The sequence below is a fragment of the Hydrogenophaga sedimenti genome (assembly GCF_051857515.1).
In the GTDB taxonomy this organism is placed as follows: Bacteria; Pseudomonadota; Gammaproteobacteria; order Burkholderiales; family Burkholderiaceae_C; genus Hydrogenophaga.
Window position 1 is genome coordinate 322,614 of sequence record NZ_JBPZHA010000003.1, and the last position, 14,204, is coordinate 336,817.

General features: G+C 66.9%; 9 protein-coding genes and 1 pseudogene. All 10 read left to right on the forward strand.

Going from position 1 to position 14,204, the window contains the following annotated elements:
- Positions 1-95 precede the first annotated feature (95 nt).
- The 10 genes and pseudogenes from ACS5NL_RS06625 (at position 96) to ACS5NL_RS06670 (ending at position 14,140) form a co-directional block, all read left to right on the forward strand.
- Complete coding sequence (locus ACS5NL_RS06625; protein WP_439352849.1) at positions 96-1,595, forward strand: AMP nucleosidase; 1,500 nt, start codon at positions 96-98, stop codon at positions 1,593-1,595.
- A 125-nt stretch (positions 1,596-1,720) separates the two neighbouring features.
- Positions 1,721-2,059, forward strand: a complete 339-nt coding sequence (locus tag ACS5NL_RS06630; RefSeq protein WP_439352850.1) for a hypothetical protein — start codon at positions 1,721-1,723, stop codon at positions 2,057-2,059.
- A complete protein-coding gene (locus ACS5NL_RS06635; protein ID WP_439352851.1) occupies positions 2,040-3,065 on the forward strand; it encodes an MvdC/MvdD family ATP grasp protein in 1,026 nt (341 codons plus the stop codon). The genes ACS5NL_RS06630 and ACS5NL_RS06635 overlap by 20 nt, the downstream gene beginning before the upstream one ends.
- A 101-nt stretch (positions 3,066-3,166) precedes the next feature.
- Positions 3,167-4,741: pseudogene (locus ACS5NL_RS06640) on the forward strand (class I SAM-dependent DNA methyltransferase).
- Positions 4,738-5,910, forward strand: a complete 1,173-nt coding sequence (locus ACS5NL_RS06645) for a restriction endonuclease subunit S (RefSeq protein ID WP_439352852.1) — start codon at positions 4,738-4,740, stop codon at positions 5,908-5,910. Before ACS5NL_RS06640 ends, ACS5NL_RS06645 begins: the two are co-directional and overlap by 4 nt.
- A gap of 339 nt (positions 5,911-6,249) precedes the next feature.
- A complete protein-coding gene (locus ACS5NL_RS06650) occupies positions 6,250-6,531 on the forward strand; it encodes a helix-turn-helix domain-containing protein (protein WP_439352853.1) in 282 nt (93 codons plus the stop codon).
- Positions 6,528-7,784 carry a HipA domain-containing protein gene (locus ACS5NL_RS06655; RefSeq protein ID WP_439352854.1) on the forward strand — a complete coding sequence of 419 codons (1,257 nt, stop codon included), beginning with the start codon at positions 6,528-6,530 and terminating at the stop codon, positions 7,782-7,784. Before ACS5NL_RS06650 ends, ACS5NL_RS06655 begins: the two co-directional genes overlap by 4 nt.
- 25 nt (positions 7,785-7,809) lie before the next feature.
- Complete coding sequence (locus ACS5NL_RS06660; RefSeq protein ID WP_439352855.1) at positions 7,810-11,265, forward strand: DEAD/DEAH box helicase family protein; 3,456 nt, start codon at positions 7,810-7,812, stop codon at positions 11,263-11,265.
- Between the two features lie 99 nt (positions 11,266-11,364).
- On the forward strand, positions 11,365-12,810 hold the full coding sequence (locus ACS5NL_RS06665; RefSeq protein ID WP_439352856.1) for an efflux transporter outer membrane subunit: 1,446 nt from the start codon (positions 11,365-11,367) through the stop codon (positions 12,808-12,810).
- A gap of 19 nt (positions 12,811-12,829) precedes the next feature.
- Positions 12,830-14,140 (forward strand): efflux RND transporter periplasmic adaptor subunit, encoded by a 1,311-nt coding sequence (locus ACS5NL_RS06670; RefSeq protein ID WP_439352857.1) that lies wholly within the window; start codon positions 12,830-12,832, stop codon positions 14,138-14,140.
- The last annotated feature ends 64 nt before the right edge of the window (positions 14,141-14,204 follow it).

Here is a 14,204-nt window from a genome sequence, read left to right on the forward strand (position 1 = left end):
GGGGGGCGGCACGCACTGGCCGGTAAAGACATTGCGCCGCAGTGTGCCACCGCCCTGGTTCCGCACCTGTAACAAAAGCTGGCCAAAATAGACCCATGCACCACTCGCCCCCCTTCACCGCCCCCCTGTTTTTCACCGACCCCGATGCGGCCCTGGCCCAGGTGCAGCGCATCTACCAGGACAACATCGCGTTCCTGCGACAGTCGATGCGCGACTTCGTCGCCGGCAACGACTTCGGGCAGGCCCGCGTCCGCGCCTGCTACCCCTTCGTGCGGCTGCACACCCACAGCGTCTCGCACCGCATCACCGGGCGCCTGAGCTATGGCTTCGTGGCCGGGCCGGGCCGCTACGAAACCACGGTCACGCGGCCCGACCTGTACAGCGACTACCTGCGCGGGCAGTTCGAGCTGCTGCTGGCCAACCACGGCGGCGAACTCGAGGTCGGCACCAGCGCGCAGCCGATCCCGATCCACTTCTCGTTCGCCGAACACGACCACGTCGAAGGCGATCTGGACGCCGACCGCCGGGCCCTGATGCGCGATGTGTTCGACCTGCCCGACCTGTCGGTGATGGACGACGGCATCGCCAACGGCACCCACGAACCCGGCCCCGGCGAAGCCCAGCCGCTGTCGCTGTTCACCGGACCGCGGGTCGACTATTCGCTGCAGCGCCTGCGCCACTACACCGGCACCGCGCCCGAGTGGTTCCAGAACTTCGTGCTGTTCACCAACTACCAGTTCTACATCGACGAATTCATCAAGCTCGGCCATGCCGAAATGGCGAAACCCGACAGCGAATACATCGCCTTCGTCGAGCCCGGCAACGTGGTGACGCGCCGCGCCGGCCTGCCTGCCGAAGCGGGCGACGCGCTGGGCCATGCGCCGCCGCGCCTGCCGCAGATGCCGGCCTACCACCTGATGCGCGCCGACCGCAGCGGCATCACCATGGTCAACATCGGCGTCGGCCCGGCGAATGCCAAGACCATCACCGACCACATCGCCGTGCTGCGGCCCCACGCCTGGCTGATGCTGGGCCACTGTGCCGGCCTGCGCAACAGCCAGCAGCTGGGCGACTACGTGCTGGCCCACGCCTACGTGCGCGAAGACCATGTGCTCGATGAAGAACTGCCGCTGTGGGTGCCGATCCCGGCGCTGGCCGAGATCCAGGTCGCGCTCGAAGCCGCCGTGGCCGACGTGACCGGCGTGCCGCCGCAGGAACTCAAGCGCATCATGCGCACCGGCACGGTCGCCAGCACCGACAACCGCAACTGGGAGCTGCTGCCCTCGCACAACGCGCCGAGCACGCCGCAGCGCCGCTTCTCGCAGAGCCGCGCGGTGGCACTCGACATGGAAAGCGCCACCATCGCCGCCAACGGCTTCCGTTTCCGCGTGCCCTACGGCACCCTGCTGTGCGTGAGCGACAAGCCGCTGCACGGCGAGATCAAGCTGCCCGGCATGGCCAACCACTTCTACCGCGAGCGCGTCGACCAGCACCTGCGCATCGGCATCCGCGCGGTCGAGCGTCTGCGCGAAGGCGGTATCACCCAGCTGCACAGCCGCAAGCTGCGCAGCTTCGCCGAGGTGGCGTTCCAGTGATCCCCTGCCCGGGGGACGCACGCCCCGGGCACCATGACTTTCGGCACTGAGGGCCGGGCGCTCCCGCGCCTATCTTGCGGACGTCCCCTCGCGGGACACGTTCTGCAACCTTTCAGGAGAAAGCCATGTCCACCAAACCCAGACTCTTGCCCGCGGTCATGCTCACCACCGCCCTGGGCGCAGCGGCGGTGTCCGGCGCCGCCCATGCGCGGATCACGCCCCAGGAGCCGGTGACCCCACGCGCCGACACGCCGCCCCAGACCGCCGGCGTCACCCCGGCCGTGATGAAGAAGCTGCCACCCGGCACCTACCCGGTGCCCGAAAGCCTCTCGCGCTACACCAAGGAGAAGTTCGAGCAGGTCGCGATGATGCGCTGGTGGCCGTGGGACGACGACCCCGACCCCACGCACTGCGCGACCATCTCCGGCAGCGACCGAGGCTGGGATGACAGCGACTGCATGTGACCGCAGCGGCGCCCGCATCGGCATCGTGACCGTGGCGGGCGATCTGCACGCCCATGTCGTCCGGCAGAACCTGCTGGACCGGCATGGCGTCCTGTGCCACATCTTCGAGACCGACCGCCTGGCCGACTCGGGGATCATGGACTGGACCACCACCGCGCCCGACCGCGCGGTGCTGCCCGACCACACCGGGAGTGCCGTCGAGGTCGCCTCGCTCGGCGCGATCTGGTGGCGCCGGCCCAGCGGCAACTCGTGGAACCGCGCCGCGCCCGTGCTGCCGCAGCTGGCCGACGAGGCGGTGATCGACCTGGTGCGCAACGACTGCCTGGCGACCTTCCTGGGCATCGTCGCGACGGCGTTCCGGGGCGTCTGGGTCAGCGAACCCGATGCGCACCGGCACGCGGAAAACAAGCTGCGGCAGCTGCACGCCGCGCAACAGGCCGGACTGCGCATCCCGCGCACCCTGGTGAGCCAGAACCCCGAGGCCATCCGTGCCTTCTGCGCCGGGCAGCCCACCATCGTCAAGGCGGTGGCGGGCACCAACAAGACGCCCCTGATGGCGCACACGGTGAACGAGGAACTGCTGGCGTCGGACGAGTCGCTGCGGCTGTCGCCGGCGATCTACCAGGAGCGGGTCGAAGGCCATCGCCACCTGCGCGTGCACGCGTTCGGCGCCGACATCCACACGGCCCTGATGACCTGCGACGAGCTCGACTGGCGGATCCACCTCGACAAGCTCAAGGTGCAGCGGCACACCCTGTCTGCGGACCTGCAGCGGCGCCTGCGGCATTTCCTGTCGCTGATGGGGCTGAACATGGGCATCTTCGACCTCAAGCTGGACCCGCAGGGTGATCCGGTGTGGCTGGAGGTGAATCCGCAAGGGCAGTTCCTGTTCCTCGAAGGCATGTCGGACATGCGGCTGGCCGATGCGTTCGCCGACCACCTGACGGGGCTGGTCCGGCCGATCCGCATGGGCCAGTACGCCCGGGAAGCGGCTCTCGCGGTGTGAGAAGCCCAACCACCTTGCCAACCGCCTCGGCGACGCTGCGCAGCGTCGCCGAGGTGGCGTTCCAGTAAGCTCCCGGGGTTCTTTTTCCAGCGAACCCCTCCATGCTCACCGGCGACCTCAAAAGCAAAATCGACCAGATCTGGAACGCCTTCTGGTCCGGCGGCATCGCCAACCCCATTGAGGTGATCGAGCAGATCACCTACCTGCTGTTCCTGCGGCGGCTGGACGACCTGCACACGCTCGAAGAAAACAAGGCCAACCGCATGGGCCGCCCCATGGCGCGGCACATCTTCCCGCTGGGGCACGACGCCAAAGGCCGCCACTACGACACGCTGCGCTGGAGCCGCTTCAAAAACGAAGCCCCCGCCGAGATGTTTGAAACCGTGGGCGAGCACGTCTTCCCCATGCTGCGCACCCTGGGCGCCAACGGGCAGAGCGGCGGTAACACCGACAGCTCCACCTACGCGCAGCACATGAAAGACGCGCGCTTCACCATCCCCACGCCCGCGCTGCTGGCCAAGGTGGTGGACTTGCTCGACGCCGTGCCCATGGACAACCGCGACACCAAGGGCGACCTCTACGAATACATGCTGGGCAAAATTGCCAGCGCGGGGCAAAACGGCCAGTTCAGAACGCCGCGCCACATCATCCAGCTGATGGTGGCCATGACCGCGCCCACCCCCACCGACACCATTTGCGACCCCGCCAGCGGCACCTGCGGTTTCCTGGTGGCGGCCGGTGAACACCTGCGCGAACAGCACCCCAGCCTGTTCCACGACCCGGCGTTGAACAACCACTTCAACCACGGCATGTTCCACGGCTACGACTTCGACAACACCATGCTGCGCATCGGCAGCATGAACATGCTGCTGCACGGCGTGGAGAACCCGGCCATCACCTACCGCGACTCGCTGGGCCAGGAACACGGCAGCGAAGAAGGTCGCTACAGTCTGGTGCTGGCCAACCCGCCCTTTGCCGGCAGCCTGGACCACGAGAACGTCGCCAAGGACCTGCTGCAGACGGTGAAGACCAAGAAGACCGAGCTGCTGTTTCTGGCCCTGTTCCTGCGCCTGCTCAAGCCCGGCGGCCGGGCCGCGGTGATCGTGCCCGATGGCGTGCTGTTCGGCTCCAGCACCGCGCACAAGACGCTGCGCAAGCTGCTGGTGGAAGAGCAGAAGCTCGACGCCATCGTCAGCCTGCCCGGCGGCGTGTTCAAGCCGTATGCCGGCGTCAGCACCGCCATCGTCTTCTTGACAAAAACCAACAGCGGCGGCACCGACCACGTGTGATTCTACGACCTGCAGGCCGACGGCTGGAGCCTGGACGACAAACGCCAGCCCCTGCTGAGCGAAGACAAGCTCGGCACCCGCCCGCAGCAGCCGCTGACTGAAGCCGAACACACCAAGAACAACCTGCCCGACGTGCTGGCCCGCTGGGCCAAACGCAACGAGCCAGGCGACAGCGGCGAACACACCCGCCCCCGCACCGCCCAGAGCTTCTGCGTGCCCAAGGCCGACATCGCGGCCAACGGCTACGACCTCAGCCTCAACCGCTACCGCGAAGTGGTGCACCAGCAGGTGAACCACCGCGCGCCGGCCGAGATATTGGCCGAACTGGCGCGGCTGGAAGCGGACATTGCCCGGGGGACGAAAGCGCTGGCGGAGATGTTGAAGTGAGCGATGTGCCGCATGTGGCAATCGGAGACTTCTGCCAAACAGGCTCCGGTGGTACGCCATCTCGCGATCAGATGGCCAGGTACTACGACGGCGGGACGATCCCCTGGGTGAAGTCTGGAGAGCTAAGAGAGTCCGTCATCACTTCAACCGAAGAGCATGTGACTGAAGCTGCGCTCAAGGAAACAAGCGTCAAGCTCGTTTCAGAAAATGCGCTCCTTGTTGCGATGTACGGCGCGACTGTTGGTCGCCTGGGAATCTTGGGCATGCCTGCCACAACCAACCAGGCGGTGTGCCACATCGTTCCTGACCCTGCCCGTGCAGAAGTGCGATATCTGTTTAGAGCTCTTGAGACAAAAGTGTCCGAGATGCTGCGGCGAACCGTGGGTGGAGCACAACCAAACATCAACCAAGGTATCGTGAGAGAGCTGACCATCCCGCTCCCACCCCTCCCCGAACAGCGCCGCATCGCCGCCATCCTGGACCAGGCCGACACCCTGCGAACCCAGCGCCGCGCCGCCCTCGCCCAACTCGACAGCCTCACCCAGTCCCTCTTCCTCGACATGTTCGGCGACCCCATTTCGAACCCGAAGAAGTTTGAAGTTAAAAGTCTCAGCGAGGTTGCGACTTTTTTCGGGGGCAACTCACTTCCTTTGGGGCAGGAGTATTTCGCGCAAGAAGGTGGCTACTTCCTGATGAAGGTTTCAGACATGAACCTTCCTGGGAACGAGCGAGAAATCGTGAAATGCCAAGGGTGGAGCCAAGGGGCAGGTTCAAAAGCATCAACTTGCGCAGCTGGAAGCATCGTCATTCCAAAGCGGGGAGGCGCCATTGGTACCAACAAAAAGCGGATCACAACGCGTGAAACAGTCCTTGACCCCAACCTGATGGCAATCCACCCAATGCCCAAGTTGCTCGATCTCGAGTTCCTTTTCCAATGGCTCTTGGGTTTTGATCTGAGTTCTATCGCGAGCGGTAGCTCGGTTCCTCAACTCAACAAACAAGACTTGGCACCTTTGCAGGTCCCGCTCCCCCCTCTCCCCCTCCAACAAACCTTCGCCACCCGCGTCCAGGCCATCGAAGCCCTGAAGGCCCAGCACCGCGCCGCGCTGGCCGAACAAGACGCGCTGTTCGCCTCGCTGCAGCAGCGCGCCTTTGCGGGCGGGCTTTGATGCCGGGCAACCGTCCCCGTCGCCCAGACCGCAGCGCCTAATCCCGTGGGATTACGCGCCGACCATCACACCGCCGCGCCCCCAGCGCCCCGGTCCGCAGGTGACATGAGGAAATGCGAGAGGGCCTTCAAAATTCTGACCTCCTGAGAGCAACTTTGCGAAGTTTGCTTATCAGATAGGCAGTTTCGCCCTCACAGGATCAATTTTTGATGCGCCCACCTGGCCTCAAGGCGGGGACCGCTTCACCTGCTGCGACATCGGGAAAATCTGCCCTCATGAGATCAATTTTCCCCCGATTGCTGAATGGTTGAGCTAAACTGCCCCTCCAAGGTCAAAAAAATGGACATCACCCCCGACACCCTGCCCGAGTTCGCCAAGCGGCTGATGGCGGAGCGCAAGCGCCAGGGTTTGTCGCGCGCGCAGGCGGCGGCAGTCTGCAATGTGAGCACCTCGTTCATCCGCGACGCGGAGTCGGACCCGGGGCGCTGCTCGCTGGCGCGCCTGCAGCAACTGACCCGCGGGCTGGGGCTGACGCTGTCGGTCACGGGCTGGCAACGCGCGGGACCGGCCGGGGGCGCTGACGACGCCGTGCCCGGGCCGCAACCGCTGAGCGGCGCATGATCCGCCTGCGCGTCTGGGCCAATGTCCGCCCGATGGGCTGGTTTGGCCATGCGGCAGGCGACTACTTCTTCGAGTACGACCCCCAGTGGATCGAGCAGCCGGGCGGCTTTGTGCTGGCGCCGCAGTTTCCCGTGCGGGCCGGGCCCTTCACCGGTCAGGCGGTGCGCACGTTTTTCGAGAATCTGCTGCCCGAAGGCGAGGCGCTGGATGACATCGTCAGTGCGATCCACCTGCGAGGGGCTTCGTCGTTCGAGGTGCTGGGCAAACTGGGGGCCGAGTTGCCGGGTGTGCTGTCCCTGTTGCCCGAGGATGCGCGCCCGGACAACCAGCAGGAATACCAACCCCTGTCGTTTGCGATCCTGAGTCAGCGCCTGGCCGACCGGGGGCGCACGCCCTTGCTGGTGTCGAACGACCAGGCGACGATGTCGCTGGCAGGCGCTCAGGACAAGATCGGCCTGCGCTTTGACAAGAAGAGCAAAAAGCTGAGCGACAGCGTGGGGCACTCGCCCACCACGCACATCCTGAAACCCGACTCGCGCCAACCGCGCTACCAACCCAGCGCCATCAACGAGTACGCCTGCATGAAGCTGGCCCGGGCTTTGAAGCTGCCCGTGCCCGATGTGTGGCTGTTGCGCGTGCCCGAGCCGGTCTATGTGGTGGAGCGCTACGACCGACTGATGACGGCCGGCAACATCGTGGGGCTGCATCAGATCGACGGCTGTCAGTTGCTGGGCCACGGGCCGGGCTGGAAATACGAACGCACGGGTGGGCTGGTGAGCATTCCCAAGCTGGTGGCGGCGTTGCGGGCCTTGCGCCTGCGAGGCAGTGATCTTTTGCAGCTGCAGCGCTGGGTGATGTTCAACTACCTGATCGGCAATGCCGACGCGCACGCCAAGAACCTGTCGGTGCTGATCGACGAAAAAGGTTTTCGACTGGCCCCTTTCTACGACCTCTTGTGCGTGCGCGCCTATGGCGATACCGGGCTGGCGCTGTTCATTGGCGACGAAGACAGGTTTGACGCGGTGGGCGCGCACTCGTGGGAGGCGCTGTGCGCAGACTGCGGCTTTGGTTTTGCACCGGTGCTGCAGGAATTTCGCCGGATGGCGCAGGACTTGTTGCCCGCGTGGCAAAAAGTGAGCGAACGCATCGGCAAGGAACCCGCGGTGACCGTTGCCGAGCAAACACTGTTGTCACGCATGCAAGCCATCTTTGAACAACACTGCGCTCACGCGATGTCGATGACGGAACGCTGAGATCGGCTCTGGGAGGAGCGCACACATGACGGCAAGCAACTTCGCCTTTCTGCAAACCGGCTGGCCCGAGCTGCTGGCCGAGGCGCAGCGCGCCGAAGCGGCCTGCCACGCGGACCCGCGCACGGCCTGCTTTTACGCGCGGCGCACGCTGGAGCTGGCGGTGGCCTGGCTGTACCGGGCCGAGGCGGGCGCGAGCGGCGCGCTGCGTTTGCCGTACAAGGCGGATTTGTCGGCGTTTCTGTTTGAACCGAGCTTCAAGCTGCTGGTGGGCCCGGCGCTGCACGCGAAGATGGACGTCATCCGCCGCCAGGGCAACAGCGCGGCGCACAGCATGCGGCCCATCAGTGGTGCGGATGCGCTGGCGGTGCTGCGCGAGCTGTTTCAGGTGGCGTTCTGGCTGGCGCGGCACTACGGCCGCAGCGCAGCGGCGCGGCCGGAGCCGGCGCTGCAGTTCCGCGCGGAGCTGCTGCCGCCCGCGCAGCCCTTGCAACCTGAGAGCGCCAAGACACCGGCCGAGCTGCAGCGGCTGGCCGCCGAACTGGCCGAGCGCGACGCGGCCCTGGCCGCCGCGCAGCAGAAGAATGCGGCGCTGGACGCCGAGCTGGCCCGTTTGCGCGCCGAGGTGACCGCGGCCAAGCAGGCCAATGCCGCCCAGCCCGACACGCACGACTACACGGAAGAGGAGACGCGCGACCTCTACATCGACCTGCTGCTCAAGGAAGCGGGCTGGGCGCTGGACCAAGCGCGCGACCGCGAGTTTGAGGTGCAGGGCATGCCCAACCAGCAACAGGTGGGCCATGTGGACTATGTGCTGTGGGGCGACGACGGGTTGCCGCTGGCGGTAGTGGAGGCCAAGCGCACGCGGCGCGATGCGCGCTCGGGCCAGCAGCAGGCCAAGCTGTACGCGGACTGCCTTGAAAAGCAGTTTGGCCAGCGCCCGCTGATCTATTGCACCAACGGCTACGAACACCTGTTCTGGGACGACAGCCAGTACCCACCGCGTGGGGTGCAGGGCTTTCACAAAAAGGACGAACTGCAGCTGCTGGTGCAGCGGCGGCAGACGCGCAAGCCGCTGGCTGGCTTGGCCATCAACCCGGCGATGGTGGAGCGCCACTACCAGCAACGCGCGATCCGCCGCGTGAGCGAAACCTTTGAGGTGGACCGGCAACGCAAGGCGCTGCTGGTGATGGCCACGGGCGCGGGCAAGACGCGCACGGTGATCGCGCTGGCTGATGTGCTGATGCGCGCCAACTGGGCCAAGCGGGTGCTGTTTCTGGCCGACCGCGTGGCGCTGGTGAACCAGGCGGTGAACGCATTCAAGGCGCATTTGCCCGAGGCGGTGCCGGTGAACCTGGTGACCGACAAAGCCGCCGAGGGCCGGGTGTACGTGAGCACCTACCCGACGATGATGGGGCTGATCAACGAGGCGCGCGACGAGAAGAACGGCGGCCAGCGCCGCTTTGGCGTGGGCCACTTCGACCTGATCGTGGTGGACGAGGCGCACCGCTCGATCTACCAGAAGTACCGCGCGATCTTTGGCTACTTCGACGCACTGCTGGTGGGCCTGACGGCCACGCCCAAGGACGAGATCGACCGCAACACCTACGGCCTGTTCGGACTGGAAGATGGCGTGCCGACCGACGCCTACGGACTGGACGAAGCGATTGACGCGGGCTACCTGGTGCGGCCGAAAACGGTGTCGGTGCCGCTGCGGTTTCAGCGCGAGGGTATTCGCTACGCCGAGCTGACCGAGGCCGAGCGCGAGCAGTGGGATGAACTGGAGTGGGACGAAGACGGCAACGTGCCCGACGAGGTGAACGCCGAGGCGGTGAACAAGTGGCTGTTCAACGTAGACACGGTGGACAAGGTGCTGGAAACGCTGATGACCCGAGGCCACAAGGTGGCTGGCGGCGACCGGCTGGGCAAGACCATCATCTTTGCCAAGAACAACGCGCACGCCGAGTTCGTTGCCGAGCGCTTCAACGCCAACCACCCTCATTACGCAGGACATTTCGCGCGGGTGATCACCTTCAAGACCGAGTACGCGCAGAGCCTGATCGACGATTTCTCCGTCAAGGACAAGGCGCCACACATCGCGATTTCGGTGGACATGCTGGACACCGGCATCGACGTGCCCGAGGTGGTGAACCTGGTGCTGTTCAAGATCGTGCGGTCCAAGGCAAAGTTCTGGCAGATGCTGGGGCGCGGCACACGGCTGTGCCAAGACCTGTATGGCCCGGGGTTGCACAAGACGGATTTTCTGGTGTTCGATTTCTGCCAGAACCTGGAGTTTTTCAGCCAGAACCTGGAGGGCAGCGACGGCGCGCTGGCGCAGCCGCTGGGGCAGCGTTTGTTCAATACACGGCTGGCGCTGCTGGCAGCGCTGGACGAACGCCTGACAGTGACCGATGGACAGGCCTGCGATGCAGAAGCAAGCAGTGAGATCCGCGTGACCGAAGCGGGCATTCGCAGAGACACGGCGAGCCTGCTGCAGGCCATCGTGGCCGGCATGAGCCTGGACAACTTCGTGGTACGCCCGCAGCGCCAGTGGGTGGAGGCCTGGGCCCAGCCCGAAGCTTGGGCCAAGCCCAGCAGCGAGCAACTGGTGGACGTGGGTGTGCACCTCTCGGGCCTGCCCAGCGCGGTGCGCGATGAAGACGAAGACGCAAAGCGCTTTGACCTGCTGATGCTGCGACTGCAGCTGGGGGTGCTGAACGCGGAGCCGGGCTTTGATCGGCTGGAGCAGCAAGTGCGCGAAATCGCCGGCCGGCTGCTGGAGCTGGGCAGCATTCCGGCGGTGCGCCAGCACTGGGTGCTGATCGAGGCAGTGGCAGGCGAGGAATGGTGGGTGGACGTGACCCTCCCCATGTTGGAACAGGTGCGACGCCACCTGCGCGGGCTCATCAGGCTGATCGACAAGAGCGCCCGCAAGGTGGTGTACACCGAATTCGAGGACCAGCTGGGCGACGCCGAGGAAGTCGCGCTGCCGCTGGGCAGCAGTGCGGGCGACTTTGAACGCTTTCGCGCCAAGGTTCGCGCCTTTCTGCGAGCGCACGAGGACCACATGGCACTGCACAAGCTGCGCCGCAACTTGCCACTGACGACCACCGATCTGGCCGAGCTGGAACGCATGCTGGCGGCCAGCGGCACCGGCACGGCGCAGGACTTTCAGCGGGCTGCGGCTGAGTCGCAAGGGCTGGGCCTGTTTGTGCGCTCGCTGGTGGGCCTGGACCGGCAAGCCGCCACCGAAGCGCTCGGCGGGTTTCTGCAGGACAAGACCCTGAGCAGCAATCAGCTGGAGTTTCTGAACCTGGTCGTGAACCACCTGACCGAACGCGGCGTGATGAATCCCGCCTTGCTCTACGAGCCCCCGTTCACCGGCTATGCGCCGCTAGGGCCGGAGGCGCTGTTCAGCACAGCGCAAGTGGATCGGCTCTTTCAGACACTGGAGGAGATCAAGGCCACCGCCCGCGTCGCCTGACAAAGTTCTTTACCGGAACTTCACCCGTTGGCGGCAGATCAGCTCTGTTCATTTGCACACAATGGAACGCCGGCTGCTCCCATAAGCTGGACGAGCCCTATGAATCCCCGCACCCAACGACCTCTTTCGCCCCGACGGCTCAGTCTGCCCCTGATCCTTGTCGTCGCCACGCTAGCGGCCTGCGCCAGCGCTCCCCCCTCTTCCGCAGAACTTCCGTCGACGCTGATACCGGCCGCCTGGTCGACGTCCGGTGCCGGCGCCGGCGAAGGCCGCGCCACGGCACTGGCCAACTGGTGGAACCGCTTCAACGACCCGGTCCTGGGCGACCTGGTCACCCGGGCGCTGCAGACCAGCCCCAGCGTGCAGAGCGCCCAGGCGGCGCTGCGCCAGGCGCGCGCGCTGCGCGACGTGCAGCAGGCGGGCAACGGCCCCTCTGTCGGCGCCTCGGGTTCGGCGCAGCGCAGCCAGAGCGGCAGCGCGGCCGGCAGCAACCGCTTCCAGGCCGGCTTCGACGCCAGCTGGGAACCCGACATCTTCGGCGGCAACCGCGCCAGCCTGGACGCCAGCGAGGCCGAGGCCCGCGCGGCCGAGACCAGCCTGGCCGACGTGCAGGTCTCGCTGGCGGCCGAGGTCGCCGCCGGCCTGATCGAGCTGCGCGGCCTGCAGGCGCGGCTGGACATCGCCCAGCGCAACCTCGCCACCCAGGGCGACACGCTGCAGATCACGCGCTGGCGGGTGCAGGCCGGCCTGGCCTCTTCGCTCGACCTGGAGCAGGCCATCGCGGCCCACGCCCAGACGCAGTCGCAGATCCCGGCGCTGCAGACCAGCCTGACCCAGTCCATGAACGCCCTGTCGGTGCTCACCGGCCAGGCGCCGGGCGCGCTGCGCGACACGCTCTCCCGCGTCTCGCCGATCCCGCAGGCACCCGCGGCCATCGCGCTCTCGCTGCCGGCCGAGACGCTGCGCCAGCGCGCCGACGTGCGCACCGCCGAACACCGCATCAGCGCCGCGCTGTCCAAGGTGGCGGCCGCCGATGCCGCCCGCTATCCGAGCTTCAAGCTGGGCGGCTCGCTGGGCCTGTCGTCGCTCACCCTCGGCGCACTGACCGATGGCGCGTCGGTGGTGCGTTCGCTGCTGGCCAGCGTGTCGGTGCCGCTGTTCGACGGCGGTGCCGCCAGGGCCCAGGTCCAGGCACAGGAAGCGGCGCTGGAACAGGCCCGCGCCAGCTACGCCAGCACCGTGCTGACCGCGCTCAAGGACGTGGAGGACGCATTGGTCGCGATCCAGGGCGACCAGGAACGCCTGACCCGCCTGCAGACCGCCGCCACCGCGGCGGTGAACGCCGAACTGCTCGCGCGCCAGCGCTACCAGAGCGGCCTGATCGATTTCCGCACCGTGCTCGACACGCAGCGCAGCCTGCTCTCGGCGCAGGACAGCCTCGCCAGCCTGCAGGCCACGCTCGCCACCGACCACGTGCGCCTCTACAAGGCCCTGGGCGGCGGCTGGACGCCGGATGCGCCCGCCAGCAGCACCGCCACCCGTTGAACCTCCGACATCCCCCGCCATGAGCAAGAACAGCAACACCACCCCCGCCGACGTGCAGAACCTGCTGGGCAGCGACCGGCCTCCACGCTGGTGGCAACGCACCACGACCTGGATCGCGGTCGCCGCGGTCGCGCTGGCCGCGGGCGGTTACGTCTACTGGCAGTCCCAGCAGAGCGCCAAGGCCGCGCCGGTCTACATCACCGAAGCGATGAAGAAGGGCGACATCACGCTGTCGGTCGCCGCCAACGGCACGCTGCAACCGACCCGCTCGGTCAACATCGGCAGCGAGCTCTCCGGCACGGTCAAGCGCGTGCTGGTCGACGTCAACGACCGCATCAAGGCCGGCCAGGTGCTGGTCGAGCTGGACACCGCCAAGCTGCAGGACCAGGTGACGCAGGCCCGTGCCGGTCTGGCCTCGGCCCAGGCCCAGCTGGCCCAGGCCGTGGCCACCACCAAGGAAGCCCGCGCCACCTTCTCCCGCTACGAAGAGGTGTCGCGCCTCTCGGGCGGCAAGGTGCCCTCGGCCACCGAGCTCGACAGCGCCAAGGCCGCGCTGGAACGCGCCGTGGCGGCCGAGGCCGCCGCGCAGGCCGCGATCAACGAAGCCCGCGCCACGCTCTCGACCAACGAGACCAACCTGTCCAAGGCCTCGATCCGTTCGCCGATCAATGGCGTCGTGCTCTCGCGCTCGGTCGACCCGGGCAACGCGGTCGCCGCCTCGCTGCAGGCCGTGACGCTGTTCGCCGTGGCCGAAGACCTGACGCAGCTCAAGCTCGATGTCGCGGTCGACGAAGCCGACGTCGGCAACGTCAAGGTCGACCAGAAGGCCACCTTCACCGTCAGCGCCTTCCCGGCGCGCCGCTACCCCGCGACCATTCAGCGCGTGGCCTTCGGCTCGACCAAGACCGACAACGTGGTGACCTACACCACCACGCTCAACGTCGACAACACCGACCTGAGCCTGCGCCCGGGCATGACCGCGGCGGCCACCATCGTGGCCAAGGAAGCCAAGGGCGTGCTGGTGGTGCCCAACACCGCGCTGCGCTTCTCGCCGGCCTCCACCGGCGCAGGCGCGGCCGCGGCCTCGGGCGGCGGCATCCTCTCCAAGCTGATGCCGCGCCCGCCCGGCAACGCCCGCCCCAAGACCGCCGGCAGCGACCGCCGCGGTGGCGGCGCTCGCCAGATCTGGGTGCTGGAAAACGGCCAGCCTGTGGCCAAGGCGATCAAGACCGGCATCAGCGACGGCCGCAACACCGAAGTCACCGGCGAAGGCCTGAGCGAGGGCATGGCGGTGATCACGGAGCAGCGCAGCTCGGGAGCGGGGCAATGAGCCCCCATGCTCCACCGCTGCGCGGGTCGCTGCCCCCCGAGGGGGCTGATCCGGCTTGGGGCGG

What these genes read in the sequence shown, in the direction of transcription:
- ACS5NL_RS06660 (WP_439352855.1), top strand. Translation starts at nt 7,810, where the DNA reads ATGACGGCAAGCAACTTCGCCTTTCTGCAAACCGGCTGGCCCGAGCTG.
- ACS5NL_RS06650 (WP_439352853.1), top strand. Translation starts at nt 6,250, where the DNA reads ATGGACATCACCCCCGACACCCTGCCCGAGTTCGCCAAGCGGCTGATG.
- ACS5NL_RS06670 (WP_439352857.1), top strand. Translation starts at nt 12,830, where the DNA reads ATGAGCAAGAACAGCAACACCACCCCCGCCGACGTGCAGAACCTGCTG.
- ACS5NL_RS06625 (WP_439352849.1), top strand. Translation starts at nt 96, where the DNA reads ATGCACCACTCGCCCCCCTTCACCGCCCCCCTGTTTTTCACCGACCCC.
- ACS5NL_RS06635 (WP_439352851.1), top strand. Translation starts at nt 2,040, where the DNA reads ATGACAGCGACTGCATGTGACCGCAGCGGCGCCCGCATCGGCATCGTG.
- ACS5NL_RS06630 (WP_439352850.1), top strand. Translation starts at nt 1,721, where the DNA reads ATGTCCACCAAACCCAGACTCTTGCCCGCGGTCATGCTCACCACCGCC.
- ACS5NL_RS06665 (WP_439352856.1), top strand. Translation starts at nt 11,365, where the DNA reads ATGAATCCCCGCACCCAACGACCTCTTTCGCCCCGACGGCTCAGTCTG.
- ACS5NL_RS06655 (WP_439352854.1), top strand. Translation starts at nt 6,528, where the DNA reads ATGATCCGCCTGCGCGTCTGGGCCAATGTCCGCCCGATGGGCTGGTTT.